Genomic DNA, 26,037 nt, shown 5'->3' with positions numbered 1-26,037 from the left:
GGCAGAAGCGAAGGGGTCGCGATGGCTGGTTCTGTGATCGTCGGGGGCGCTCGGACGCCGATCGGCAGGTTCAACGGCGCGTTGGCCGGCCTGACGGGCGCCCAGCTCGGCGGCGTTGCCATCGAAGGAGCGCTTGAACGCTCAGGCATTGCTGCTGGCGATGTCGACTACGTCGTGATGGGGCAGGTGTTGCAGGCGGGCCAAGGGCAGATCACGGCCCGGCAGGCGGCGACCGCAGCGGGCATTTCGATGGAGGTGCCGGCCATCACGGTCAACAAGGTCTGCCTGTCCGGCCTGAACGCCATCTACATGGCCGACCAGATGGTCGCGGCGGGCGACGCTGACGTCGTCGTGGCAGGCGGCATGGAATCGATGACGAATGCCCCGTACCTGCTGCCCGATGGTCGCAACGGCATGCGCATGGGATCAGGCACCGTGCTGGACGCGATGATCCACGATGGCCTGTGGTGTGCCTTCGACGACCGGCACATGGGCGACGGCACCGAGCGGGATGCCGCTGGTGCGGGGATCTCACGCAGCGCTATGGACGAGTTCTCGGCGCAGTCGCACGAGCGTGCCGCGTCGGCTCAGAAAGAAGGCCGCTTCGACGACGAGATCGTCGCGGTCAACATCCCTCAACGGCGGGGCGAGCCGCTGGCAGTGCTCGATGACGAAGGCATTCGGCCGGGGACGACCTCGGAGAGCTTGGCGGCGCTGCGTCCTGCGTTCGCAGCGCAGGGCGCGGTCACGGCCGGCAACGCATCACAGATCTCCGACGGCGGCTGCGCGGTCGTGGTCATGTCTGCCGAAGCAGCCGAAAGGCACGGCGTCGAGCCGCTGGCTGAGGTCCTCTCGTACGGCATGGTGGCTGGGCCTGACACCTGCCTGCTGAACCAGCCGGCGAATGCCATCCGTCGGGCGCTGCAGCGCACCGAACTGGGTGTCGAGGATCTGTCCTTGTTCGAGATCAACGAGGCCTTCGCCGCGGTAGCCGCGGCGTCAACGGCTGACCTGGGCGTGTCGCCCGAGATCGTGAACCCCAACGGCGGTGCGGTGGCGCTCGGACACCCCATTGGCATGTCGGGTGCCCGGCTGGCACTCACGCTCATCGGTGAGCTGCGCCGTCGTGGCGGCGGGCTCGGCGCCGCGGCGCTGTGCGGGGGCGGCGGCCAAGGCGACGCCGTCATCCTGCGGGCTGCCTAGAGGCTGAGCCGCGGTAGCACCTTGGTCGCGACGCACAGCGGCCACATAGCGGCTTCGACGGCATCGGTAACTGCCGGTGCATCCGCGCCGGGAACCTCGAGGTAGATGCGGCTGGCTCCGAGCAGTTCGGTGAGTCGGGCGAACGGGGCCGGGTCGACGAGCATCGCCCCCACGACGGCTGCGGGGGCGGTGGCAATGGCCAGCAGCACGCCGCACGGATCCACAAACACCGCAGCGACGCCCCCCGGGTTAGCGCCGGCGCTCAGGCACAGTGCTCGGGCGTGGCATGGTCCGGTCACCATCACGCGCTCATCGGGCGACGGTCGGAACACCGCCACGGGCAGGTCCGGGGCAACTCGGTCGTTGGGGTTGTGGGCAGCCATGACACTCCTCGAACGCGCAGTTCGAATGCGCAGGCCGCCGGGGAAGTGCCGCCCGGAACCTAGGCAGCTACCGCAAGCCCGTCCAGCGATTTACGCCGAGATCTACGGAGTGAGGGTGCGGCGGTTGCGCAGCGCTCGTTCGAGCGTGAGCTCGTCGGCGTACTCGAGGTCGCCGCCGACGGGCAGGCCGCTGGCGAGTCGGGTCACTTGGACGCCGAGCGGTTCGAGCTGTCGGGCGAGGTACATGGCGGTGGTGTCGCCCTCGATGTTGGGGTTGGTACACACGATCAACTCCGTGACCGACTCGCTGTCGAGACGTGCGAGCAGTTCGCGGATGCGCAGCTGCTCGGGGCCGACGCCTTCGAGCGGGTTGAGCGCCCCGCCGAGCACGTGGTAGCGGCCTCGGAAGCCGGCTTTCTCCATGGCAATCACGTCACGTGGTTCCTCCACCACGCAGACCATGCCGTTGCGTCGGGCCGGGTCCTCGCAATGGGCGCACGGGTCGGTCTCGCTGATATTCCAGCACTGACCGCAGAATCCGATACGGTCCTTGGCTGCGGTGATGGCTGCCGCCAGGCGGTGGGCGTCGGTCGCCGGTCGCTTCAGCAGCCAGAAGGTGATGCGCTGCGCACCCTTGGGACCGATGCCGGGCAGGCGGCTGAACTCGTCGATCAGGTCTTCGACCGCGTCGTCGTACACGTCAGTCCCTGCTGCCGGTGGTCTGTCGCTGGTGTGGTTCCCGTCGCTGTGCGCAATGGAGACGTCGCCCGCTGCCGGTCAAGGCTGTCAGGTTGTGCCCTCGTCAACGCGGACCACGACCGAGCCGGGGAAACGGTCCACGATCTGTTGCACCTTGGACTCCTGCGATGAGGCCGATGAGCCAGTCTCCTGCGACACGGACTCCTGCGACACGGACTCCTGCGACACGGACTCCTGCGATACCGCTGATGCGCTTGCGCTGCCGGTCTCGGACTGCTGCGCGGTGCCTCCCTCGGGTGCACTCGCAGCCGGAGCAGCGTCGTGTGAGGGCGGAGGCGAGGCGACCTCGGCCGGTGCCGTTGGCACGGGCGGAGGCGGAGGAGCGTCGTCGTGTGCCGTCGAGGCCGGACCAGCCACGTTGCCCGAACCGCTCACTTCGAGGCGGACCGTCTGGTCGAGCACTTCCGAGAGGACTGCTTCAACCTCGTTGCAGCGGCGTTGGGCCTGATCAACAGGCACGCCTTCGCTGAGCCGCACGGTCACCACGTTGCGGTCGTGGGCGAGGACGTTGGCCTCGCGGAACAGTCCCGCGGCGACGGGACGCAGCCGCTCAACGATCTGCGTCTCCCAGATGCGCTGCAGATCCGCAGTCGTCATCGCTGACGCAGGTGTGCGCTCAGCCGCTTCGGGTTGCGGTTCGGCTTCGGTGGGCGACGTGGGAGGTGCCGCGGCCGGCGGCACCGAAGCAGCGGGCGGCGGAGCGGGCGGCGGCGGCGGTTGTGCAGCGACCCGGGGGGCGTCCAGGGAAGGCGGCGCCTTGGTTGCCGCCATAGCCGCCCGGGCGGCCGCGGGACCGCCAGCGGGAGGGGCAACCCGACCCGTCGGGCCCCGCGCCGGTGCCGCAGACGCTGGCACAGCCGCCGATGGTGCGCCCGAACCCAGCACCTCGTCGGCGAGCAGGCCCACCAGCGCGGTCTCCAGCGTCAAGCGGCGGTCGGCTGATTGCGGCATCTGCGCCAGCGCACTGCCGAGGGCCTCAAGAGCCCGTACGTTGGCTCGGCGACCCATCGCGTCGCTCAGCTCACGCGCCGACGCGATATCGGCAGGAGTCAGCTCGGCGGGCTCCACACCGGCACCCGCCAGGAACATGTCGCGCAAGCGGCGCGCCGTGCGCTCGGCGAGGTCCCGGGCGTCGACACCCGCCGACGTCGCTTCGGCCACCGCGATCAGCGTCGCCGCGAGATCGGCATTCGCCAGTGCCTGCACCAGTGCGTTCACGTCGGTGCGGTCGTCGGGGATGCCACCGGCCGCCAGCACGGTGTCGAGCGCGGAGAGCGCGTCACGCACGGATCCGCCGCCGCGATCGGTCACGTAGTCCACGACCGCGTCGTCGACTGGCGCTCCAGCCGCCTCGGCGATGGCTCGCACGTGCGGGGCCATCTCGTCCGCTCCGACCAGCGAGAGCTCGAACTGCTGGGTGCGGCTGCGGATGGTGGGCAGCACCTTCTGCGGATCAGTCGTGGCCAGGATGAACACGACGTGGGGCGGCGGTTCCTCCAAGGTCTTGAGCAGCGCATTCGAGGCCGCCGCGGACAGCATGTGCACCTCGTCGAGCAGGTACACCTTGCGACGCCCGGAGCTGACCAGGGCTGCCTTCTCGGTCATGTCGCGGATGTGGTTGACCGAGTTGTTGGACGCTGCGTCAAGCTCGATGAGGTCCAACGAGGTGCCTGCGGCAACGGCGGTGCAGCTGTGACAAGTGCCGCACGGTTCGCCGTCGTCGCCGAGCGCTTCGCAGTTGAGCGCTTTGGCCAGGATGCGTGCGGTCGAGGTCTTGCCGGTGCCGCGGGGGCCGCTCAGCAGGTACGCGTGACCGACGCGGTCCTCGCGGACGGCATTGCTCAAGGCCCGGACCAGGTGAAGCTGTCCGACTACCTCTGCAAACCGCTGAGGTCGGAACCTCCGGTAGAGCGACTGGTGCGGCATCTCGCAGCGATCCTAAGAGCTACAGCGGAGACGTGACGAAGCGATTCGGACGGAGGATCTCTGAGGGTGGCGGATCAGCAGATTCATTGGTTAGCGTTTGGTGTGTGTCGCCGTCTGACGTGGCGGCCGGGTCCTGTGCAACGGCGACCCGTGAACCGAGTCAGGGCCGGGAGGCAGCAGCTCTCAGCGGACCTCGTTGTGTGCCGCAGATCACCTGGCCGCCTCGCCAGACGGCGACACGTCTTTTGTTGGAGAGTTGCCAGAGTGGACGAATGGGCTCGCTTGGAAAGCGTGTGAGGTCTTCATCGGCCTCCGTGGGTTCGAATCCCACACTCTCCGCGTGTCAGACTCAGAATTCATGACCGACAGCAGGTCGCGCGGCATCGAGACCAAGGGTTACGAGCCGGACTTGCCCATCTCGGTGTCGACGATTCTGGACTGGCCGCCGCGGCCGATAGCAACGCTGCGGCACATCGCCACGATGATGCTTCCGCAGGGAATGCTCTGGGTGGCGATGTCCGCGGTGGTGTGGAACTTCTTCACGCCGTCCCTCGAGCGCATGGAGAGCTTGAGCCCCAGGTGGATCGGTGAGATTTACCTCCGCAACGTGGTGGTGTTCACGCTGGTCGCGGGAACGCTGCATGTGGCCCTGTACGTCCGGCGGGTCCAGCAGCAGCGCTACAAGTACAACCGCCGATGGCTCAGCACCACGAACCGATCGTTCCTGTGGAATAACCAGACCCGGGACAACATGTTCTGGTGCTTGGTCAGCGGCTGTGGCGTCTGGTCGGCCTACGAGGCACTCACCTTGTGGTTCTACGCCAACGACTGGATCCCGTCGGTGTCCTGGGGCACATGGTGGCCGTACATCTGCGCGCTGACCGTGATTGCGTCTCTGTGGTCGGTGACTCACTTCTATGGCATCCACCGGGTGCTGCACATGCGCTGGGTCTATGACCACGTGCACTACCTGCACCACCACAATGTGAACACGGGTCCGTGGAGCGGGCTGTCGATGCACCCGGTCGAGCACATGATGTACCTCAGCATGATCGTGCTGTGGTGGGTGGTGCCCGCTCACCCGTTCATCCTGATCCTCACCTTGCTGTCCAACAGCGTCGCAACGGCGTTTTCCCACTCGGGTTTCGAGCGCTTCGAGATCGGCAAGCGCTCCGGGCCCACCATGGCTGGAGCCGACTACTTCCACCACCTGCATCATCGTTACTTCGAGTGCAACTACGGCAATCGGCCTGTGCCGCTCGACAGGCTGTTCGGCACCTTCCACGACGGCACGCCCGAGGCCCACGCCCGGATGCGCGAGCGAGCCAAAGCCCGCCGCGGCATAACGACTGCATGACGCCACGAAAGAGCGGCACACTCTCGGTGTGACAGACGAAGCAGCCATGGAACTGGCGTTGGAACAAGCCCGGCAGGCTGCGGCGGCTGGGGAGGTGCCCGTCGGCGCCGTGGTGATTGTCGATGGCGAAGTGCTCGCGGCACGCCACAACGAGCGCGAGACCACCAACGACCCCACCGCGCATGCTGAAGTGCTGGCGCTGCGCGACGCAGCCGCCGCCGTCGGAGACTGGCGACTGTCAGACGCAACGCTGGCGGTGACGCTCGAACCGTGCCCGATGTGCGCCGGGGCAGCCCTGTCAGCGCGGGTAGCCCGGGTGGTCTTCGGGGCCTATGACCCCAAGGCCGGCGCTGCTGCCACGCTCTACAACCTGCTCGTAGACCCGCGCTTCAACCACAACTCTGAGGTGATTGGCGGCGTGCTCGAAGCCGAGTGTGGCGGGCTGCTCAGCGAGTTCTTCAGCAACCACCGCTGAGTTCGCAGCACCATCCAGGAGTCCGAGGAACCCTTCCCCTCAAGTCACCCGGCGGTACCCGAAGCGAGCGTCGCGGCGGGCCTGCGGTTCTGCGTCACCCGATGGCTGGGTCAGAGTCCGAGCAGGTCAGCGATGAGTTCTCGAATCTGTTGCAGCGCGACGGGCCCGGTGTTGGCGCCCGTCGTCTCGACGACGCGGTCGACGCTGAGGGTGGTGGGCAGGTGCGCTTGGGCGACACCGAAGCCAGCGATGTCAACCTCGCTCAGCCATCCTCGTTTGGTCGTCGTGCACGGTACGACCACGATCGCGTGTTGACGGAACTCGAGCACATCATCGGAGGTGACGACGATGGCCGGTCGGACGAATCCGGGCTCGCCCCTCGCCGGCGTCCCGAAATCGCAGCGGACGACATCACCCGCTTGCATGCGCGACATCGCTCGCAGACGCATCGAGCACAGCCTCGTCGGCGGCATCGAGCGGGGCACTCGCGAGCTGAGCTCCGATGATGCGACGACGTTCGCGCCGGATCAGCTTCTCGATCTGCGCGTCGAACGTGAGCCCCTCACGATCGGCAAGCTGACGCAAGGCATCCCGGGTCCGGGCCGAGACCTTGATGGTAGTCGAATCAGGCATACCGCAAAGTATGCCTCCTCAAGCTCGTCATGCGCGCTCTGAAATCGCCTTGATTTCGGCTAGCAGCACCCGGGTCTCGGCTACTACGTCATCGGGGAGCTGACTGATGCGGACTCACCAACGCTCGAACGTTCCCATGTCGCTCTCGAAGGCGACGAGATCGTCGCGGCGCGCCACAACGAACGCGAGACCACAAACGACCCCACCGCCCATGCCGAAGTGCTGACCCGGCGAGACGCGGCGTCCGGCGCGGGTTCGCTCATGGACGGTCTGCTCGCGGGCGTGCTCTAGAGTATCTTGGCGTCTCATATTTGTGTGACGGTGCCTCACCATTGGCCGCGCGCTGAGCACAAGCGCTGCACGACGAAAAATCCGAAGGCGGTAGCAGCCGTGTCGCAGACCCCCCCCCCCCCGTAGATCGCGCCGTTCGGGCAGCCCCGGCGAACCCGGGCCGATGAGCCCGCCCGGCGCGGTGAGACGCGCCGTTGTGGTGGGCGCTGCGGTGGCGCTGGCGGCCTCCGTGGTCGTGGCTGTCCCCGCCTGGGCCCAGAACCACGAGGTGGCCGCGACTCCCGCAGCGGTCGGCGACAGCCCCCCGGCGAGGCCCCACAGCCTCGGGGCCTCCGCCGCCCACGACGAGGTCACCCTCACCTGGACGGCGTCAACGGACCCCGCCGTCACCCACTACGCGATCCTTCGCCGCGACCGCGACGCGGACGCAGTGGGCGTCTTCCGCGTGATCGAGGCCGACGCCGGCCCCGACACCAGCTACACCGACACCTCGGTATCGGCGTCGGGCAGCTATGTCTACCGGGCCAAGGCGGTCAGCCCCACCGGGGTCAGCCAGTGGTCCGGCTACGTCAGAGCCGACACCCCGCCCGCGCCGCAGCCCGAACCGGTGCCCGAACCGCCGCCGCCGGTACCCGACACGACGACACCCGATGAGGAATCGTCTCCCGACCTGGCTCCCAATGGACCAGACGACCAAGAGCAGGCAGCGGCGGAGCACCAAAAGGACGCAGACTTGGAGTCCGTGGAGGTGGCGCCCAGGGTCGCGGTGTTCACCGACGCCGACTCCGAAGTCCCCCGCAACTGGGCCCTGGCGCCCGCCGGACTGGCCGGCGGCGACCGGTTCCGGCTGCTGTTCGTCACCTACGCAGGCCACGCCCCGACCTCTGACGACATCGACGACTACAACACCTACGTCCAGTCCCAGGCCAACGCCTCCAACGCCCACTCCGCCATCAAGCCGTACAGCTCGGGGTTCCGCGTCGTGGGCAGCACCGCCGACGACGACGCCCGCGACAACGCCTCGACCGCCTACACCAATGCCGACAAGGGCGTGCCGATCTACTGGCTCAACGGCTCCAAGGTCGCCGACGACTACGAGGACTTCCACGACGGGGGCTGGGACGACGAGGCCAACCCCCGGGGCCGCAACGGCAACAGAGCGCGCTCCAACGTCCTTTGGATCTGGACCGGAAGCAACAACGACGGGACCGAAAAGCGTTTTACTGACGGCAGAGTTTTCTATTTCGGCGCGACCAACGTCTCCTTGGGACGGCTCAACGCTGCGGGTGGTCCCCTCGATGCGGGGGACCACCCCGAACTGGCGAGTCATGATTCCCGCAGCTCCACCCAGCAGCGCTATTACGCCCTTTCGGAGGTGTTCACGGTGGGCGGCAGCGTGCCGGTGTTCACCGATTCGGACCCCGCGTCGCGCAGTGTGCCGGAGAACTCCCGCGCGTTGACCAATGTGGGCGACCTGGTGGCGGCCACCGATGCGGATGTCGGCGACTCGCTGACCTACACGTTGGGCGGCGCCGATGCGGCATCGTTCGGCATCGGGTCGACCAGCGGGCGGATCCTGACCAAGGCGGGGGTGACCTATGACCACGAGACCCGGTCCCGCTATTCGGTGGTGGTGTCTGTCACCGACGGCACCTACAGCGCTTCGATCACGGTGATGATCACGGTGACCGATGTGGACGAGCCGCCGTCGGCCGCGCCGGGCGCGCCCACGGTGACAGCGACGGCAAGCACAAGCCATCTGAGGGTGTCCTGGGCGGCGCCGGCCAACACCAGCCACCCGATCAACGACTACGACGTGCAGTACCGCACCGACGGCACCGGTGCCTGGATCAACTGGCCCCACGACGGCACCGGGCTGGGCGCCACGATCGCGGGCCTGGCCGCCGGGACGGCCTATGAGGTGCAGGTGCGCGCGCGCAACGTCGAGGGCGTCACCGGGTGGTCGGCGTCGGGCCGTGCCACGACCGCCGCGGCGACCACTGTGCCGCTGAACTGGGAGCTCAAGCCCGACGGAGCGGCCGCGGGCGGCCAGTTCCGGCTGCTGTTCTTGACCCACCAGACCTTCCGTCCGACGTCGGGCGACATCGGCGACTACAACGCCGAGGCCCGGCGCAACGCCAGGGCGGGCCATCGGGCGATCAGGCCCTACGCGTCGGGGTTCACCGTGGTGGGCAGCACCGACGACGACGACGCCCGCGACAACACCGGTACCACCTACACCGCCACCGCCAAGGGCCTGGCGATCTACTGGCTCAACGGCAACAAGGCGGCCGACGACTACGAGGACTTCTACGACGGCACTTGGGACGACGAGGCCAACCCCACGGACCGCTCCGGCAGCGTCGCCTTCCCCACCAACGGCGTGGTGTGGACCGGCAGCGACAGCGACGGCACGGCGGCGAGCGCGGCGTTCGGCGACAGCAGCGTCGCTTACGGCCGCCTCAACGGCGCCGGCGACCCCCTCGACGCGAACGCGAGCTTTTCCAATGTCAACCACCAGAGCCGGCCCTACTACGCCCTGTCGGAGGTGTTCACCGTGGGCAGCACCGCGAACAGCGCGCCGGTGTTCGCCGACACCGCGCCCGCAGCGCGCAGCGTGGCCGAGAACCCCGGCGCCGGCGCAGACGTCGGCGCCCCGGTGGCGGCCAGCGACGCCGACGCCGACGACACGGTGCGCTACAGCCTGCGCGGCACCGACGCGAGGTCGTTCGCGATCGATCCGTCCAGCGGCCAGATCCGGACCAGGGCCGGGGTGGCCTACGACTTCGAGGCCAAGGCCGCCTACTCGGTGCAGGTGCGCGCCTCCGACGGCACCCACACCGCCACCAACACCACCGACATCGCAGTGACCATCACCATCACCGACGTGGCCGAGCCGCCCGCCGCGCCCCGGGCGCCCCGGGTGCGCACCGTCGCGGCGAACACCGACCGGCTGGCCGTTCACTGGACCGCCCCGGCCAACAGCGGCCCCCCGATCACCGACTACGACGTGCGATACCGGCTCGGCGACACCGGGGCGTGGACCGACGTGGCCCACACCGGCACCGGGCGCACCGCGACCGTCACCGGGCTCAGCGCCGCCAGCATCGACGACGTCGCAGTGCAGGTACGCGCCACCAACGAAGAGGGCACCGGCGCCTGGTCCAGGTCCGCCCGGCCGCTGTATGACATCTGCGGACGCACCGCGCAGGTGGCCGCGGCGATCCTGGCGGCCACGCCCGGCGGCGACACCTGCGAGTCGGTCTCATGGCAGGACATGGCCGCCATCACCGAGCTGCGCATCCGGGTGACCGGCACCCAGACGCTGAGACCAGCCGACCTCGACGGGCTCGCCAGCCTCGAGCGCCTCGACCTCAGCGGCAGCTACCTGGGCGCCCTGGCCGGCGACACATTCGACAACCTGCCGGGCCTGGTCGAGCTGGACCTCAGCGACGCCGGCCTCGACACCCTGCCCGACGGCATCTTCGACAGCCTCACCGGCCTGATCGAGCTGGATCTCAGCCACAACCGCCACCTGCGAGCCGGCAACTGGCACCCAGACATCTTCGGCCGCCTCCACAGCCTCGAGACCCTGCGCCTCAACAACATGTCCTACCGGGGACGAGGCATCAAATTCGTCAACAGCACCTTCTACAACAACCTCTTCGACGGCCTCGACAGCCTGACCGAGCTCGACGTGCGGCCCAGCACCCCGCACCTGGGCGCCCCCCTCGCGTTCGTGCCCCTGACCAGCCTGACCACCTACAACGGCGCCCCCTACGTCCGACCCGCCGACGCTCCCCGGAGCCTGACAGCCGCCATCAGCGACATCGCCGGATCGGTCATCGTCAGAGTCAGAGACGACAGAGGCCGCCTCACAGGCGAAAAAGCCAGCTTCTGCAAGACCGTCACCCTCACCTGGCAGCCCCCCGCCGGGACGAGCGGCATCACCGGCTACAAAATCATGCGCACCCACTACGGCCACCCCGTGATCAGCCAGCGCAAACCCAACACCGACCACCGCCGCTACGGCTACGACATCGCCACCACCGACGCCAACACCACCACCTATGTCCACGAACCCCTGCGGCCCGGCGCCGCAGGCCACAAATTCACCTACTACATCGGCGCCGTCACCCCCGACGGAGTCGGCTTCCCCGCGGTAGCGAAAGTCAGCGCCCCCATCAAGATCCGCTGGAACTCAACCGGGACCATGACCACAGGACCCGACGAACTCCCCTGCCCCATGCTCCAATAACACACCCACCCGCGACCCACCAACACGGCCGCCTCGCCCATAGGCGCGGGACGGTCGCAGCGCATCAACCTCCTCGTCAACTCTGCGGAATTCATGTGCCCCCTGCCGCAATGAGCAGTACCGCTGCTCACGAGTCGACGCTTCCACCCAGAATGGACTGGGGAGCGGCTGTAGCGTCACGGATCCGCGCGTTCGTTCGCAGTACCATTGATCCCGGACCACAGTTGTGTCGAAACCTCGACCGTGCCGTTCGGTCGAGCCTGGTTGGGGAATGCCGAGCGAGACATCCACCTGTCGAATGAGGAGCCGTGGTAGTCCGACAGTGATATTCAGTGGATTTGTCGGCATCCTGCGACAATGTGGATCGGGAGCGCACATGACTCGACTGGACAAATTTCTGCGTGCGCCGCGGCCAAGTGGCTCCTTCAGCCTTATGGCATGCTGAGCGCGGTGTCCCAAGTTTCCAGCCCACGCCCGGACTACAGACATCCACCGGTCACCGAAGTGGCATTGGCTGTCCAGTTCGCCGAACCTCTGCCGATTGAGGCTGATGGGATCGAGCACATGTCCGAGGTCTGGGCGGACATGGTGCCCGTCTCCTCAATACGCGAACCTCTGCCGCCATTGAACCCTTACGCCGGTTCGGAGGAAGACGCAATGGCGTCCCCTCCGACGGCGAGGCTGTGGCTGACTGACGACACCGGGAATCGAGTGGTGCAATTCCAATCCGATCGGCTGACGGTGAATTGGCAGAAGAGCGATGCGCGCGACGAGTACCCACGATTTGAGGCGATTCGGGAATTCTTCGTCACTGCTTGGCAGCGGCTCACGGTTCATTTGGAGGCAGACGGTCTTGGAGCACCCGAGCCGAACGTTTGCGACGTGCTGTACGTGAATCGACTGGGCGAAGCACAGGGTTGGTCTGGGGTCAGCGATACTGCTGCCCTGCTTGCCCCATGGAACGGATCGCACAGTGACGACTTCCTGCCCGAACCAGAGATGACCGCGATCTACCTCCACTATCATCTCCCGACCTTGGGCTGGCTCAACGTTGAGGCTTGGGAAGCCGTCGATGACGAAGAAAACGGACTACTCGCCTTGTACCTGCAGAGCCGCGGTCATCTTCCAATCGAGGACAGCAACTTGGATGGCGCTCTTGCGTTCATGGATACGGCGCGGGAGTGGATCGTTCGCGGTTTCACGTCCGTGACAACAGCGCACGGACACCGGATATGGGGAAGGTTTCAGTGACCTCTATCACGCAGGAACATATGCAGCAGCCCGCTGCGGGGGTCTGCAGCCACTGCTTGACGCCCGCCTGGAGCGTTCGTTCGGACAGTGAGACCGCAACACGGATCGAGCGCAGCATCCCGGCGTGGTTGCCCGCTGTCGAGCAGCGGCTGCGAGGATTCTTGGAATTGCCGGAGAATTGGAATGGATACGGCGAGCAACGCATCAACCATCGTGCTGTCAATGGGGCGCTCGGATTGCTGGAGTCGCTTGGTCCGCACATCGCCAAACCCATCGCCTCGCCACTGCCTGACGGCGGTGTGCAGATGGAGTGGATACGTGATCGCTTCGAACTGGAAGTTGAAGTCCGCGCAGGTATGCCACTGGCTCTGTTCTTCGTCGATGGCGATGGCAACGAAACTGACCAAGACGACGCGTCTAGAGAGGAACTGCGCCTCCACTTGGCGTCGATGGGGTACCAAACCCGTTGAACTGCTATGTCGATCTTGACGACGGCGAGGTCTTGTGGCGCAGAGTTCACGAAGACCACTATGAAGAAGGACGCGTCACCAGCGCGGCGTTCAAGGGCTTCGACTTGTCAGTTGATCGAGCCACGATTCAGGAAGACCGGTCTGCCACGTTGAAGGAAGGCGTGGGTGTGGCAGCGTTCACGGCGGCTGAGGCACGCCGCCACGATCAGCAACCTGTGGCGGCACCCAATCCGGGAGAGCCAGCACACGCTCTGGTGCGAGGAAACAAGACGAGGAACATAAGTCGCGCTCTCGCCAGACTTGCCCGGTTCATCCCACGTGACGAGTTCTTGCCCTAGCCGAGAAGCGTGTGCCCTGAGATTCGGACGTCGCCGGTCACGTCGAGCGTCTCGCAGATGACCTCACCTGCTGATGTGAGTCCTGCTCCGAACGATGCGGAATTGCAGCGAAGCTCTTTTTCGCCGAGCCGCACAGGTCCGGCGACTTCGACTCGTGAGAGCGGAACCAGTCGAAGGGATCGTGAATGCCGTTGCCATTAGGTGAAGACATGAGAACCTCCGTCGGTCAGTGATGTAGCTCGGTACGTGAGTCGCGTACCGGAGCTGGGGACCCTCTCGTCGACTTGGACGACGCGCAAGACCCAATTCCCGGACTCGTGCGCGGCAGATTCCGGGGTGCAGCGGAGCCGTGATCGCCCGGGATTACGACCGACTCGGCACCTCGCTCGTTAACGTCTCGGATAGGTCATCCGGATCGAGGCGGCTCGCGCCTAACGGGCGACACCCTCAAAGTTGGACCGAGAATCTGCCGAATTCATTTCTCCGCGATGCACGAATCTGATGACTCACCGCATAACAGAATAGTCAGTGACTATAAAACTGCTGGTCAGAGCCATTTTTCGGTGTTTGAATGGCGGAAGGTGTGGGATTCGAACCCACGGTGACCCGAGGGCCACAACGGTTTTCGAGACCGCCCCATTCGTCCGCTCTGGCAACCTTCCGCAGCGCACCCTATCGACGCTGACCACGGTGACCGCCTAGCCTGCGCCACGACTCTCAAGCTGTAAATCGGTCGCGGCGAGGGTGATTTCGTGACAGCCTCAGGGTCGTGAGCAGCGCTGTTGAAGGCTTCGAAGCCGTGGCCGGCGACGACGCCCCCCAGCCCGATGGCACCTGGTCGGTGTCGGACCTCGCGGCTGCCATCGAAGAGACGATCCGGCGGGCCTTCAGCTCCGAGGTTTGGGTGCGCGGCGAGATCATCGGCTACTCGCAGGCGGCGAGCGGCCACATCTACTTCAACCTCATCGAGCCGGGCATGGGCAAGGACCGCCGGGGCGCGCGCATGCGGGTGGCGCTGTTCAAGGGACGCCAACGATTCGTGAACCGGGATCTGGCTGCCGGAGGCGGGCTGACGCTCGACGACGGCATCGAGGTGCGGATCCGCGCCGAGGTCGAGTACTACGCAGGCAGCGGACAGGTGCAGCTCATCATGAGCGGCGTCGACCCGCACTTCACGCTCGGTGTGCTGGCCGCCGACCGCGAGCGCACGCTGGCCGAACTGGCTGCCTCGGGGCTGTTGCGGCGCAATGCCGCCGTGCCGCTGCCGCTGGTGCCGCTGCGCGTCGGCCTCATCACGGCGGCCGGAAGTGCAGCACACGCCGACTTCGTCCACGAGCTGACAGCGAGCGGCTACGCGTTCGAGGTGTTGCTGTGCGACGCCCGGGTGCAGGGCGTCACCGCCGAAGCCGACCTTGTCGCGGCACTGCGCACGCTCGGGAGCGCCGAGGTTGACGTCATTGCCGTTGTGCGCGGCGGCGGCGACCGCACCGACCTGCTGGCATTCGACCTGGCCAGCGTTGCGAAGGCCATCGCGACGTGCCCGCTGCCGGTGTTCTGCGGGATCGGCCATGAGATCGACACCTCGGTGGCGGACCAGGTGGCACACACGGCTGCCAAGACGCCGACCGCGTGTGCCGCCGCCCTCGTCGCCCATGTCGCCAGCTTTGACGCACGCCTGGTTCGGGCACGGCGCGAACTCCATCGGACTGCCCGCTCCCGGGCAGCCGCAGCAGCAGCTCGCTTGGCGGCAGCTCGTGGAGCCCTCGGTCTGCTGGCCGAGCGTCGCCTGGGCCGACCGCGTGCTCGCCTGGGCCAGGCACGGCTGCGGCTCGCACACCGTGCCGAACGGCGAGTATCGGAGGCGTACGCCCAACTGCGTTCAGCTGCGGCCGTGATTGCCGCACTCGCGCCACAGCGGACGTTGGCTCGCGGCTTTTCGATCACGCGTGCGGCCGACGGCACCGTCGTGCGTTCGATGCCCGCTGCCGGAGCCACGATCACCACCCAGACGCTGGATGCGGAGTTCGCCAGCACCGTGAACGCACCGGCTATCGACCCGACCGACCGGGGGACAGACAACCCATGACAGACCCTGTGACAGATGAAGGCGAGCTCGGCGGCTACGCCGAGTCCATAGCCGAGATCGAATCGATCCTGGCCAGCCTCGAGGACGACGATGTCGACATCGACACGCTGGCATCGAAGGTCGAACGAGCCTCGCTGCTGATCGCGCACTGCGAGCAGCGGTTGCGGGCCACCGAGCTGTCGTTGCAGACGATCCTGGCTCAGCACGAATCGACGCCGTCGGACAGCGACGGCCCTTGAACGGCCGCAAGGCGTTGCAGGCATGAGTGGACCGAGGGAGTTGGTGGGCGCTCCCCCGGTCCACCTGCGCGTCACGGGCCGGTGGAAGACCCGGAGCGCACGCTGGTGCCGCTGCGGAATCTGCTCAGAATGAGTGACCGCAGCGGCGTGTCCAAACCAACGAGGAACCTATGAGTTCACCATCGCATTGTCAAGATAACGGCGGCCGAAATTCCAGTAATTCCAGGGAATTTCGACATGGTGCGTGGCCGTCGCCGCTGCGGGCGGCTGACGTTGCCGCGGGTGCGGTGCGAAGGACCGAATCACGCATCGCTGGCGGCTGGGCCTATTGGGTGGAAGAACGGCCTCTCAAGCGCGGGCGAGGCACCGTGGTCCGCGTGCGGCTCGACGAACCCGGCGCTCAGCCCGCCGATGTGCCCCATACGGCGGAAGCGGACATCCGCACTTCTGTCCACGAATACGGCGGCGGGGCTTGGCTTGCGTTCACGGCACCTGATGGCGGCCATTTCGTGCTCGGCAGTTGCATGAGCGACCATCGGATCCGGCTGTTCGATGTGACAGGTCGCAGCGAGCCGCACGCGGTGACCCCTGAGCCTGACACTCCCAGGGGGCTGCGCTACGCCGATCCGGCACTCGTGCCAGATCCCCAGCGCAACGCTGACAGCGACAGCTTCGATCCGGTCAGCGTGTGGGTGCGTGAGGCCCACACCGACGGCGGCCATGAACCCCGCAACGAACTCGTCGCGGTCCGCCTCGACGGAACGGTGAGCGTTGTAGCGACGGGTGCCGACTTCTACTCCTCACCCCGGTCGGCGGCCGACGGCAACACGCTCGCGTATCTCAGCTGGGATCACCCGAACATGCCGTGGGACCACGTCCGCCTGCATCTCGTCGACCTCCGTGACGGCATGCCGGTGCCGGGCAGCGATCGGGTGCTGGTCGACGGCCCTGCACTGACCCAGCCGGCCTGGAGCCCCGACGGCGACCTCCATATCGTCACCGATGTCGATGGGTGGTGGTCGATTCACCGCGTGGATACCCGCACGGGTGCCACCGAACCGGTGCTGGGTGACGCAGCCCTCTGCGAGAGCAGCCGCGAATTCGGGGTGCCGGCGTGGGTGTTCGCGCAGGCCACCTACGGCTGGGATGGCGGCGGCACGCTGTGGTGCACCTGGACCTCGAGCGGTGTCGGGCACCTCGGCGTCATCCGCGACGGTCACCTCGAAGAGATCCCGAGCGGGTTCACAGAATTCGGGAGGCTGGCGGTGACTCCAGGCGGCACGGTCGTCACCGTGGCCGCCAGCTGGACCCGCCGAGCCGCGATCGTGGAAATCTCACCCGACGGCGGGCATCGTCAGCTCAGCGACGCCGAGCAGTCGGCGCTCGAACCCGGCGACGTCTCGGTTCCGCGGGCGTTCACCTTCGACAGCGACGATGGTCGCCGGGCGCACGCGTTCTTCTTCCCGCCCAAGAACTCGGCGGTCAGCGATCGAAAGGGTGAGCCGCCGCTCATGGTGTTGAGCCACGGCGGGCCAACGGGTTCGGCTCGCAGCTCGCTCGATCTGGGCATCCAGTACTGGACCACTCGCGGCATCGCCGTCGTGGACGTGAACTACGGCGGCAGCACTGGCTACGGCACCGGCTATCGCAACCTGCTGGCTGGCCAATGGGGCATCGTCGATACGCAGGACTGCATCGCTGCAGCGCTTCATCTTGCCGGCGAGGGCAACGTTGACCCGCAGCGCCTGGTCATCAAAGGCGGCTCGGCGGGCGGCTACACGACGCTGTGCGCGCTCACGGGCAGCGACGTGTTCGCTGCGGGCATCTCCCGGTACGGCGTGGCCGATCTCGAAGCGCTGGCTCGCGACACCCACAAGTTCGAGGCCCGCTACCTCGACGGGCTGATCGGCCCATACCCGCAGGAGGCCGAGCTGTACCGGGAACGCTCGCCGATCTGGCGAACTGGCCAGCTGCGTACTCCGATGATCGTGCTGCAGGGCACCGAGGACCGGGTTGTGCCCCAGAGCCAGTCCGAGCAGGTGGTGGCGGCCCTGGCAGACGCAGGCGTGCCGCACGCCTACATGGTGTTCGAAGGCGAGGGGCACGGCTTCCGCCGCGGACCCAACATCGTGGCTGCGCTCGAAGCCGAGCTGTCGTTCCTCGGCCAAGTGCTCGGCTTCGAACCCGCAGGCGACATCGCCCGCGTCGAGGTGCGCGAGGGCCACCAGTAGCGTCGCCCAAGAGGTCGTGACATGTACCACTTCGCGCGCACGCCGCGCTGGCTGGCAGGCCACGCGCTCGCTGGCGTGCTGCTGGCGATCTTCCTGATCGCTGGCTTCTGGCAGCTCAACCGGCACGGCGAGCAGCGCGACCGCAATGCCGCGGTCGCCGAACGCCAGGACATGCGGGCGCTGGACGCCGACCGGTTCTTCGAGGCGGTGCTCGATGCCGGGCTGCGAGCCGAATTGGAGTACCGCTTGGTGAGCCTGCCGATCGCCAGGTTTGATTTCCACGAAGCGGTGCAGATCCGCAACCGCAGTCTCGACGGCTTGCCAGGTTGTCACTTCGCCGTGCCCGCCGCGGCAACCTCGAACGACAGCGCTGAGCCGCTCGGTGTTCTCGTGGTCGCAGGGTGGTTGCCGCAACGCGCATGTACGGCGCTGCTCGATGGCGAAATCGCCGTCTACGCAACTCGGCTCCCTTTGGCCAGCCAGATCGACGGCCGCATCCGTCTCAGCCAGGAACGCGGTTTGCTCGGACCGTCTGACCCAGCACAGGGACAGCTGGACTCGCTGGCGCGGACGGACGTCGGGCGAATTGACCAGCAGACCACGCTCGACCTCGTGCCGGTCTATGTCGAGGTAGTGAGTGCGGCAAGCGCAGACGGTTCCTCGATCCCACTCGGCGAGAGCTTGCCTGGCCTCTCGGTGCCCGTGCCCGTGCCGCCGCCCGAGCTCGCCGCCGGTCCCCACTTGGGCTACGCGCTGCAGTGGTTCAGCTTCGCTGCCGTCGCCATCGTCGGCTACTCGCTCGTGCTGCGCCACCAGGCCCGCAGGGGCGAATCAGAGCAGATCGCCGACGACTGAACTCGACAACCGAAACTGTGTCAGCCGACCACGCTGTCGGTGTTCGCAGGCGAAATCGATCGCTGACCCCGGGACGGCTGGCAGTACCGTGGCCGTATGCGTTTGGGGGGGGCGGAGATACCCGACGAAGTGGTGTCGGCACACCGGGATGGATCGCTGGTGCTCTTCATAGGTGCGGGCGCTTCGTTGGATCAGCCATCGAACCTGCCGTTGTTCCATGATCTCGCAACTCGCATCTCTTGTGAACACGATCCCCAAGGCCCGGTCCCCGAGAAGGGCCATGAAGACAGTCATTTGGATTCGTTGCAGCATCAAGGCGTGGACGTGCACTTGCGGGCACAGCAGATCATCAGTTCCGAGGATTCCAAGCCGAACGAACTCCACCGAGCGATCGTGAACCTGGCAACGACCTCCCCTCGGACGCGAATCGTCACCACCAACTACGACAGCCATCTGTCGAGTTGCCTTCCCGACAGCAGTGACCTCGACTCGTTCACCGCGCCCAACGTGCCCGCAGGATCCGACTTCTCAGGCATCGTCTACCTGCACGGAGACGCTCAGCGCAGCTCGGACGACCTCGTCGTGACGGCCTCAGATTTTGGACGCGCCTACTTGAGTGAAGGCTGGGCCTTGAACTTCGTCAAGAAGCTCTTTGCCGAAACGACTGTACTGTTCATTGGGTACAGCCACCGAGACACTGTTATGGGCTATTTGGCGCGCGGCCTGCCGGTCACCTCGCGGCGCTTCATGCTCCATTCGTCTGAGTCAGACGACACCTGGTCAGCCCATGGCATTCAACCGATCTCATACGGAAGCCGCGGCGATCTTCCCACGTTGCTTCAACATTGGGCGAGCAGGGCGTCGATGGGCAGTCTCGACCACGCTGCGCGAGTACGCGAGATCGTACGAGGGGTACCTCCGCTTAACCCCGAGGACGAGTCGTACCTCGCCGAGATTGTCGGCCATTCGAATCGGTTGCATCACTTCACGAATGCAGCTCGGAACTTCGCGAGTCCTATCCAAGGTGCCGCGTGGCTGCGCTGGATGGCCCCGCGCCCTCAGTTCACTGACCTCTTCAACTCGCTGTCCCCCCGGACCGAGCTCAGTCGACGCCTCAGCCATTGGTTCAGCGATGCCTTCATCGGTGATCCGAGCTTGATCGGCGAAGCCCTGCAGATGCTCAGTCACCAAGGAGCGGCCTTCAGCGACGATCTCTGGGAGCAGGCCGTCTGGGCTGTGCACGGGCTCAACCAACCGAGCGAACACGCTGCAACGTGGGCGGCGCTTCTAGCTCAAACGATGCCGCCCGGTGGCCAATCGCACCTCTCGCTCCTGCTGAGCGGCGACAGTCCGTCATGGGACGAGGAGGCGTTGCTTCTGCTCTTCGAACGGCTCACAGAGCCCGTGCTCTACATCGAACCAGCCAGCCGACTGGCGTTGGGACCGGCCTCGAACGTCGGTATGGACGGTACAGATTGGTGGTTCACGCGTACATGGGAACAGCTCCTTGAGCCGCGGCTGGATCAGCTGGCACCGGACCTACTGCGCATCGCCGACCGGCACTTGCGGCACGCTCACCGTCTTGTTGTCTCCGGTGAACCGGACCCCGTGTGGTGGGATCGTCTGAGTCGCTTGCGTCATTCGATTGCACCGCATTGGCAGAATCTGCCGCGCAGAGAAAGCGCCAATCGGCTTGCAGGGATCGACCCACTTATCGACGTTGCCCGAGACTCATTGCGGCAGCACGCGGCGAGTGCCTCGCCGGAGGCCGCCCACTACATCAAGTCATGGCTGGCGTCGGAGATTCCGCTCTTGCAGCGGATCGGCCTTGATGGCCTCGCTCGGCAGACCGATCTCGCGGCAGATAGCAAGATCCAACAGCTCATCGACAGCGGGCTGGTGCTCGAATATTTCGCACGCCACGAGGTTTGGGCCCTTCTCGAAGCTGTTCTTCCAGAGGCAGCGGAAAAAGCGGTCGAAGCTATTACTTTGCACGTAGCGCCAAGCGGTGAAGCGTGGGAACGAGACTCTGCCGCCACCGCGGGTCGCATGCTCCTGTGGATCGTGCAACACGCAGTCGACGCACCTCGGGCAAGAGTGACATTGGCAGAGCTGCGCGCATCTTTCCCGGACGTGGTTTCCGTAGATGACTCAGTCGACCTGCTCCAGCGCAAAGAGCCGGACATGGCATCGGTTGTCGAGAAGTCAGCGGCTACTCCGCTCCTCGACCCAGCGTTATTGCATTCGGCTATCCAGCACTCACCAGGACTGGCCGTCGACTGGCTCCGCGGCTACGTGCAGGGGCCTGACGAGCCGCCCGCGCTGTACGAGCGGACCGGCGCGCTCGCAACCGTGATCTCGCAGTACCCCGACGATGGCCTAGCCGTCATTGACTACCTGATGTCGTCCGAGTCGCCGAGCGCCGAGGCAGACCAGCAGCTCGCGCACACCGTCTTGGGCACATGGCTCAAGGAACCACCGACTGGCGACGATCTGGTCCAAATCCGAACTCGAATTGGGGTGATCTGGGACTCCGGCACCAAGATGTGGCTCGCCGACACCGGCATCTACGGCGATAGGATCACCTGGTTGGATCATGCGCTCAACCACTGGGCAGGAGATCTTGCGAGACTCCTGATGCACTGCGCGTACATCGAAGCCAATGCTGCCGGTGCAGCCCGACACAGGCTGCCCGATGACCTGAAGCGCTCGGCGACATCGATGCTGCAGCACCACAGTTTCGCCGGCAACTGTGCGCGTGCAGTCTTGATTGGAAGGCTCGACTTACTGCACTTAGTGGACCGGCAATGGTCGCGAACGGGACTGCTGCCACTGCTGGACCCGACGTATGACGCGGAGCGCGCCGCGCGGTACTGGGAGTGCTTTGTGCTGCAGGGTCAGCGAACCGTTGGAACGCTCGAAGACGGTCTCGCCGACATGTTCATTCGCATGCTGCCGCATGTCGAACACTTTGAGGATCACGCGCGCCGCACGTTCTTTGAGCATCTCGCCGCAATCACATGCTTTGACGGTGACTACATAGACCACGTCGAATGGCTCGCCGACCTGACGCGCACCGTCAGTATCGAGGTTCGCGTGGAGTGGATGAAGCATGTCAGCGGGACGCTCTCTCGCTTGACCTCTGACGAAGCCGATGCTCAGTGGACGGCATGGATGCACACGTACTGGGAGCGTCGTCTCAACAGCCACCCCTTCGCGCTCACAGACGGTGAGGCAACCGAGATGGTGCACTGGACGGTGCAGTTGGCCTCGTGCTTTCCCGAAGCAGTCAAGCTTGCGACCCTTCATCCAGCCACGTTCAGAGCCAACTCCCGGCTCCTCTACAACCTGTACAGACCCGAGAAACGAAACGAAGACGTCTCCCGGCCCGACCTCGTGGCGGAGTATCCGCAATCGGTGGCAGCATTGCTCACGCACCTGCTGAGAAACGCAACAGGCCGTCCCAACCACACGCACTTCCTGCCAGAGATCACTCACAAACTCAAGAAGCAAGTTGATTTCACAATCGTCAAGCCGCTACTCGAAGCAGCATTGGCGCTCGACCTCATCCGAGACCACGATGCGCAGCCCACGGACTCCGGAGATGGTGAACAACCGTCTCCGTCCGTGAGTTCACGCTGATCGCCACAGTCACCGGCACCCGTCCATGACGGCGGTCGAGGTCTTTCTGCATGAGGCTGTGTCGTCGTGGCTGCGTGCACTCTCGAATGCCAGTGGTGTCTCATTTCGTAACGAGCAACCTGCAGACGGCATAGAACGTCTCGTCCTCGAACTCGAACAGCGCGGTCGCGGACTCTCGACGCCTCAGTCCAAGTCCATCCGAGGCACCGAACTTGACCTTCACGAACTGCGGTGGCCTGACATGAGCCGCGGTCGCGGACCCAAGAGCTATAGCGGCGTCCCGGTCGTTCGCCTGCTGTATGCCTACTGCACAGCGCCAAGCGGAGAGGTAGCACTCGTCGTGCTCGCAGGGAACAAGCTTGCAAGTACGGACCCCAACGCTTGGTACGACGACAATGTCACGGAAGCCAAGCGGCGTCTACACAACTGGTGTGACGAGAATCCGCCCTACCAGCCCATAATGAAACGCGATACCCCCGGTACGGCGTCATGAGCGTCAGCACTCGGCAGTTGCTGGCCTGCCGAGGGTCGCGTAGTCGGGCACCATCTCTGCTACCGCCTCGGTCAGCGCAGCCCGAGGCGCTGTCGGCCGCCGCTCGGCTTCACGAGCAGCTCTCACGATTCGAGCATGCAGCGCGGAATCCGGATCGAAGGCCGGCACCGGGACATGCTTGAGCGGATTGGTGTCGAAGTGAAGCTTGGAGGTCTTTGACTCTCGCCAAGCATCTTGCAGACACTCGGCATTGAGCACACCCGTCAGGTACAGCGCTTCTTCGACCGAGGCGGCGACGAACCAGTAAGACTTGTCATCGGCCACGAGGCGGGCTGGTCCCCGGCATGCCCGCAGCGAATCCCCGGACTTGTTGTAGAACACCTTGCACTTGTGCTCGGACGCTCCAGCTGCAAGCTGATTCGTGAGCGTGCGCTGAAAGTCGACGTTTTCTGACAATGTCGTCCCAGCAGTCTTGGCCCGATCACGCGCGTAGCGGGCTTCAGCAATTGTCCAGTACTCGTGCGTCCGCGGCAATGACGACCGAAACTCAGCATCGTTCAATGCCATGACCGCGCGGCGATCCTTGGAGAGCGGCGCAATGAGCCAAGCATCGGGTGAGCACACGAACGGCGCAAGCGTCTGCGCACGCAACGTCCTCACCAGCGCCGTGGTCTCGACGACGGTCTCGTAACTCACGCCCTTCCAAGGCAGCTTCGTGGACGCTTTCGTTCTCACCGTGACCGTGTCATTGTGACCCGGCTGGATCGGATCAACCACCAAGCAGAGGCCCAGCGGTGATGCCACGGCACCGCGACGGAATCGCCGCGCGTACGGCGATGGCCTGCTCTCGCGGCGCTCGACTTTGGTCACGGTCGGGATTTCGGGGTCACCCGAGTAACGCAGCAACATTGCGTCGTCCCATTCGGGAGCGCCCTCACGAAGCCGCCGGCCAACGACGACACAGGTGCCGTTGGGCGCGTGTCGGAATGGTGGTGGCTCCACATCATCGAGACTTGCCACATAGTCGAAGCCGACCCTCGTAGCGCCCCAGTTTCCCGAGCGCCATGCCTTCCATGTCTGATTGATGAGTGCACTGCCTGGCAGGACAAGGCCGAAGGATCCACCGTCTTCCAAGTACAGATCGGTTGCGCGCGCCGAGAAAACCGACGCCAAGTCGCCCTTCGCCGACCACCTGGCTCTCGGTCGCAACCCATACCGCTCACTGAGCGTGGCCAATTGATCTTTGCGCATTCCGGCAGGTGTGTCGTTGGCGACCAGCCACGGCGGGTTGGCGACAATTGCCATCACTTTGTTGCGAGCCAGAGCGGACGGTGCAACTTGATTGCCGATATACCAGCGCCAGACATGATCGCCTTCGTCGGCCACTGCATCGGAAAGCTGAGCCACTGCCCCGCTGAGCATGGCTTGAGTCTCAGCATCTGCCACAGCCAGGCTGCGTTCTCCTACGGCCGCGTCAACAAGCGTGCGCACGAGCAAGTCGGCGTGCGGAGACTCGATGACCGCAGCCGGGATGTCGATGCGCTGACCTTGAGCCGAAGTCAGACCGAGCGTTCCCTCCAAGTTCTTCTGCGCTTGCTCTGAATGCAATAACGCATCGGCGAGATAGACGCGTAGTGGCACCGCCGCGCCAGGAGGCAGTGCCGTTGCAAGCGTCGCCTTGGCCATCTCGACGGCTACGGGGTGCACGTCGAGTCCGGTCACCATTACAGCCACAATTTCCCTGGTTCGTCCGACCAACAGCGGGTGCGTGGAACGGATGCGTTTGGCGACCGCTCTAGCTGACCAGAACAGAAATGTGCCGGAACCGCAGGCCGGGTCGAGAATCGAAAACGCCCGCTCTGCCGCCAAGTCGGAAGCTGACTCAGTTTCGAGTGTTCGAGCTGCCGATCCGATCGCAGCATCCAAGCGGGCGGGATCCTTCACGAGCACCTGATCCACAACATCAGCAGCTAGCCAATCCGGCGTGTAGTACTCGCCAAATTCCTTGCGGTCGTCGCGGTCGATTAGATCGTGATACAGCTCCTTCAGCAAATCTCGGTCTGCGGCACGCCAGTCGTATTGAGACACGCTATTGGCTAGGCGCTCCAAGAGATCGATGCCCGCATCGAAGTCGCCTAGCCACGCGCAGAAGCCGTCTGCGACAGCCTTGGGCAGTTCATCGATGGCCGAGCCATCCTGTGCTGCAAGCACGATCATGCGGGCCGCCACGACGAGCATCGTGTGCTCAGCGAAGTTGTGCGCCTGACCTATTGCACCTGGTCCGACCAAGCCAGACCCCTGAAGCGTGCGCCGCCACAAACCGAACTTCGTCTCATAGAACGGTTCAGTTTCAACCGTCGGCAAGAGTACTCGGAGCTCGGCCAGAAATGGATCGAACAGTTTCCGCAATGGCGACGGAGGCGCCGGCGCGCCGCGACGTTCTGGAGGGGCCAGATGCTCGACGACGAACTGGCGGAAGGCGTCCAAGTCGTCCGTGAAGACCACCCCTTGAACATGCCGCAACGCGACGAGATTGTCCGCGCCAGAGGATTCGCCAGCCGCAGGGGCCTGCCATTCCCAGCCCCACCACGCGCGGCCGTCCGTCAGGAATCCCCGCCAAGGCCGCTGACCGCCGAGGTCCAGCCGGCGATCGGCGAATGCTTCGACGTAGCGAGCGACTTGACCGAACTGTGTCTCGGTCGTTCCGGTTCTGAGTTTCGCCGGGCCTGCTTCACCGCGGGCCTTCGTCTCGATGACGACGCGGTATTCGTGACAAACGAGATCAGCCGCGCCGGTTCCGGCTCGCACTTCGAGCGAGTACTCGCCAGCGTCGAGCTCTGCCAGCAGATTCGCCAGCCTGCGGCGGATGTCTTGCTCGCCTGCTGCACTCAGCAGCGCTGCCATCTGCTGCCCTACACGATCTTGGCTGGACATGCCATTCCTCTCGGTGATGCGATGGGTCCTCAGTCGAGCATCACTCTCGCGCCACGGTGTGACATTCAAGTGGGCACGGTATCGGAGCGCAGCCGCTTGGATTGGGACGACGCCCGATCACGAAGAGACCATGCTTCGCCGCTGGTTGCGACACGCAGCTGACAACGACAAGTTGTACGGAAGTCTGGCGAGAACGGCGAGTCGGTCAAAGTG

At 65.5% G+C, this 26,037-nt stretch carries 18 protein-coding genes, 2 tRNA genes, 1 other RNA gene and 1 pseudogene; 15 read left to right on the top strand and 7 right to left on the bottom strand.

The genetic code is table 11. From position 1 onward, the window contains the following. The first annotated feature begins 21 nt into the window (after positions 1-21). The gene (locus ACOCMM_RS01485; protein ID WP_419551437.1) at positions 22-1,203 is read left to right on the top strand and encodes an acetyl-CoA C-acyltransferase; all 1,182 of its coding nucleotides are present in this window, start codon (positions 22-24) and stop codon (positions 1,201-1,203) included. On the opposite strand, the gene ACOCMM_RS01480 is transcribed toward ACOCMM_RS01485, so the two are convergent. The 3 genes from ACOCMM_RS01480 to dnaX form a co-directional block, all read right to left on the bottom strand. Continuing rightward, a complete protein-coding gene (locus ACOCMM_RS01480) occupies positions 1,200-1,586 on the bottom strand; it encodes a hypothetical protein (RefSeq protein WP_419551436.1) in 387 nt (128 codons plus the stop codon). The genes ACOCMM_RS01485 and ACOCMM_RS01480 overlap by 4 nt on opposite strands. A 102-nt stretch (positions 1,587-1,688) precedes the next feature. Then, positions 1,689-2,285, bottom strand: a complete 597-nt coding sequence (recR, locus tag ACOCMM_RS01475) for a recombination mediator RecR (RefSeq protein ID WP_419551435.1) — start codon at positions 2,283-2,285, stop codon at positions 1,689-1,691. An 87-nt stretch (positions 2,286-2,372) separates the two neighbouring features. Further along, positions 2,373-4,271: a DNA polymerase III subunit gamma/tau gene (gene dnaX / locus ACOCMM_RS01470; RefSeq protein ID WP_419551434.1), complete on the bottom strand. Its 1,899-nt coding sequence runs from the start codon at positions 4,269-4,271 to the stop codon at positions 2,373-2,375. 124 nt (positions 4,272-4,395) lie between these two features. Between dnaX and ffs the strand changes: the two genes are divergently transcribed. The 4 genes from ffs to tadA all read left to right on the top strand — a co-directional run bounded on the left by ffs (position 4,396) and on the right by tadA (position 6,103). Next, positions 4,396-4,494: signal recognition particle sRNA small type (ffs, locus tag ACOCMM_RS01465), an RNA gene on the top strand. A 27-nt stretch (positions 4,495-4,521) separates the two neighbouring features. Next, positions 4,522-4,610: transfer RNA gene (locus ACOCMM_RS01460), tRNA-Ser, on the top strand. 1 nt (position 4,611) lies between these two features. Continuing rightward, complete coding sequence (locus tag ACOCMM_RS01455; RefSeq protein ID WP_419551433.1) at positions 4,612-5,628, top strand: sterol desaturase family protein; 1,017 nt, start codon at positions 4,612-4,614, stop codon at positions 5,626-5,628. 28 nt (positions 5,629-5,656) lie between these two features. Continuing rightward, a complete protein-coding gene (tadA, locus tag ACOCMM_RS01450; protein WP_419551432.1) occupies positions 5,657-6,103 on the top strand; it encodes a tRNA adenosine(34) deaminase TadA in 447 nt (148 codons plus the stop codon). Positions 6,104-6,213: 110 nt separating this feature from the next. On the opposite strand, the gene ACOCMM_RS01445 is transcribed toward tadA, so the two are convergent. Together ACOCMM_RS01445 and ACOCMM_RS01440 are read right to left on the bottom strand one after the other, a co-directional pair. Continuing rightward, a complete protein-coding gene (locus ACOCMM_RS01445; RefSeq protein WP_419551431.1) occupies positions 6,214-6,528 on the bottom strand; it encodes a type II toxin-antitoxin system PemK/MazF family toxin in 315 nt (104 codons plus the stop codon). Beyond that, entirely contained in the window at positions 6,515-6,736 is a 222-nt protein-coding gene (locus ACOCMM_RS01440) for a toxin-antitoxin system protein (RefSeq protein ID WP_419551430.1), read from the bottom strand. The genes ACOCMM_RS01445 and ACOCMM_RS01440 overlap by 14 nt, the downstream gene beginning before the upstream one ends. A 165-nt stretch (positions 6,737-6,901) precedes the next feature. Here ACOCMM_RS01440 and ACOCMM_RS01435 point away from each other — a divergent pair. The 4 genes and pseudogenes from ACOCMM_RS01435 to ACOCMM_RS01420 form a co-directional block, all read left to right on the top strand. Beyond that, a pseudogene (locus tag ACOCMM_RS01435) lies at positions 6,902-6,991 on the top strand (tRNA-specific adenosine deaminase); the annotation flags it as partial. Between the two features lie 199 nt (positions 6,992-7,190). Beyond that, complete coding sequence (locus tag ACOCMM_RS01430) at positions 7,191-11,285, top strand: fibronectin type III domain-containing protein (RefSeq protein ID WP_419551429.1); 4,095 nt, start codon at positions 7,191-7,193, stop codon at positions 11,283-11,285. A gap of 438 nt (positions 11,286-11,723) precedes the next feature. Next, the gene (locus tag ACOCMM_RS01425) at positions 11,724-12,536 is read left to right on the top strand and encodes a TIGR04255 family protein (RefSeq protein WP_419551428.1); all 813 of its coding nucleotides are present in this window, start codon (positions 11,724-11,726) and stop codon (positions 12,534-12,536) included. Positions 12,537-12,556: 20 nt separating this feature from the next. Next, positions 12,557-13,006, top strand: a complete 450-nt coding sequence (locus tag ACOCMM_RS01420; RefSeq protein WP_419551427.1) for a hypothetical protein — start codon at positions 12,557-12,559, stop codon at positions 13,004-13,006. A 910-nt stretch (positions 13,007-13,916) separates the two neighbouring features. On the opposite strand, the gene ACOCMM_RS01415 is transcribed toward ACOCMM_RS01420, so the two are convergent. After that, positions 13,917-14,006 (bottom strand) — tRNA-Ser (locus tag ACOCMM_RS01415). Positions 14,007-14,113: 107 nt separating this feature from the next. On the opposite strand from ACOCMM_RS01415, the gene xseA reads away from it, so the two are divergent. From xseA to ACOCMM_RS01385, 6 genes are all read left to right on the top strand, one after another. After that, on the top strand, positions 14,114-15,430 hold the full coding sequence (xseA, locus tag ACOCMM_RS01410; RefSeq protein ID WP_419551426.1) for an exodeoxyribonuclease VII large subunit: 1,317 nt from the start codon (positions 14,114-14,116) through the stop codon (positions 15,428-15,430). After that, a complete protein-coding gene (xseB, locus tag ACOCMM_RS01405; protein WP_419551425.1) occupies positions 15,427-15,669 on the top strand; it encodes an exodeoxyribonuclease VII small subunit in 243 nt (80 codons plus the stop codon). Before xseA ends, xseB begins: the two co-directional genes overlap by 4 nt. 377 nt (positions 15,670-16,046) lie before the next feature. After that, entirely contained in the window at positions 16,047-17,900 is a 1,854-nt protein-coding gene (locus ACOCMM_RS01400; RefSeq protein ID WP_419551424.1) for a S9 family peptidase, read from the top strand. A gap of 21 nt (positions 17,901-17,921) precedes the next feature. Then, entirely contained in the window at positions 17,922-18,755 is an 834-nt protein-coding gene (locus ACOCMM_RS01395) for an SURF1 family protein (RefSeq protein ID WP_419551423.1), read from the top strand. 96 nt (positions 18,756-18,851) lie between these two features. Beyond that, positions 18,852-22,397 carry a DUF4020 domain-containing protein gene (locus ACOCMM_RS01390; protein WP_419551422.1) on the top strand — a complete coding sequence of 1,182 codons (3,546 nt, stop codon included), beginning with the start codon at positions 18,852-18,854 and terminating at the stop codon, positions 22,395-22,397. A 25-nt stretch (positions 22,398-22,422) separates the two neighbouring features. Further along, on the top strand, positions 22,423-22,890 hold the full coding sequence (locus ACOCMM_RS01385) for a hypothetical protein (RefSeq protein ID WP_419551421.1): 468 nt from the start codon (positions 22,423-22,425) through the stop codon (positions 22,888-22,890). A gap of 3 nt (positions 22,891-22,893) precedes the next feature. Here the strand turns inward: ACOCMM_RS01385 and ACOCMM_RS01380 are convergent, their stop codons facing one another. After that, positions 22,894-25,824: a hypothetical protein gene (locus ACOCMM_RS01380; protein ID WP_419551420.1), complete on the bottom strand. Its 2,931-nt coding sequence runs from the start codon at positions 25,822-25,824 to the stop codon at positions 22,894-22,896. Between the last annotated feature and the right edge of the window lie 213 nt (positions 25,825-26,037).

Origin of the sequence: Candidatus Poriferisodalis sp. (assembly GCF_965198245.1) — a bacterium.
In the GTDB taxonomy this organism is placed as follows: Bacteria; Actinomycetota; Acidimicrobiia; order Acidimicrobiales; family Poriferisodalaceae; genus Poriferisodalis.
The sequence above is the reverse complement of the archived record's forward strand: the minus strand, read 5'-3'. Positions and strand labels throughout refer to the sequence as shown.

Excerpts from the sequence above, each read along its gene's own strand:
- ACOCMM_RS01385 (WP_419551421.1), top strand. The coding sequence starts at position 22,423 with ATGACGGCGGTCGAGGTCTTTCTGCATGAGGCTGTGTCGTCGTGGCTG.
- ACOCMM_RS01440 (WP_419551430.1), bottom strand. The coding sequence starts at position 6,736 with ATGCCTGATTCGACTACCATCAAGGTCTCGGCCCGGACCCGGGATGCC.
- ACOCMM_RS01425 (WP_419551428.1), top strand. The coding sequence starts at position 11,724 with ATGCTGAGCGCGGTGTCCCAAGTTTCCAGCCCACGCCCGGACTACAGA.
- ACOCMM_RS01420 (WP_419551427.1), top strand. The coding sequence starts at position 12,557 with ATGCAGCAGCCCGCTGCGGGGGTCTGCAGCCACTGCTTGACGCCCGCC.
- ACOCMM_RS01395 (WP_419551423.1), top strand. The coding sequence starts at position 17,922 with ATGTACCACTTCGCGCGCACGCCGCGCTGGCTGGCAGGCCACGCGCTC.
- dnaX (WP_419551434.1), bottom strand. The coding sequence starts at position 4,271 with ATGCCGCACCAGTCGCTCTACCGGAGGTTCCGACCTCAGCGGTTTGCA.
- ACOCMM_RS01430 (WP_419551429.1), top strand. The coding sequence starts at position 7,191 with ATGAGCCCGCCCGGCGCGGTGAGACGCGCCGTTGTGGTGGGCGCTGCG.
- ACOCMM_RS01380 (WP_419551420.1), bottom strand. The coding sequence starts at position 25,824 with ATGTCCAGCCAAGATCGTGTAGGGCAGCAGATGGCAGCGCTGCTGAGT.
- ACOCMM_RS01480 (WP_419551436.1), bottom strand. The coding sequence starts at position 1,586 with ATGGCTGCCCACAACCCCAACGACCGAGTTGCCCCGGACCTGCCCGTG.
- ACOCMM_RS01390 (WP_419551422.1), top strand. The coding sequence starts at position 18,852 with ATGCGTTTGGGGGGGGCGGAGATACCCGACGAAGTGGTGTCGGCACAC.
- xseB (WP_419551425.1), top strand. The coding sequence starts at position 15,427 with ATGACAGACCCTGTGACAGATGAAGGCGAGCTCGGCGGCTACGCCGAG.
- ACOCMM_RS01445 (WP_419551431.1), bottom strand. The coding sequence starts at position 6,528 with ATGCAAGCGGGTGATGTCGTCCGCTGCGATTTCGGGACGCCGGCGAGG.
- ACOCMM_RS01485 (WP_419551437.1), top strand. The coding sequence starts at position 22 with ATGGCTGGTTCTGTGATCGTCGGGGGCGCTCGGACGCCGATCGGCAGG.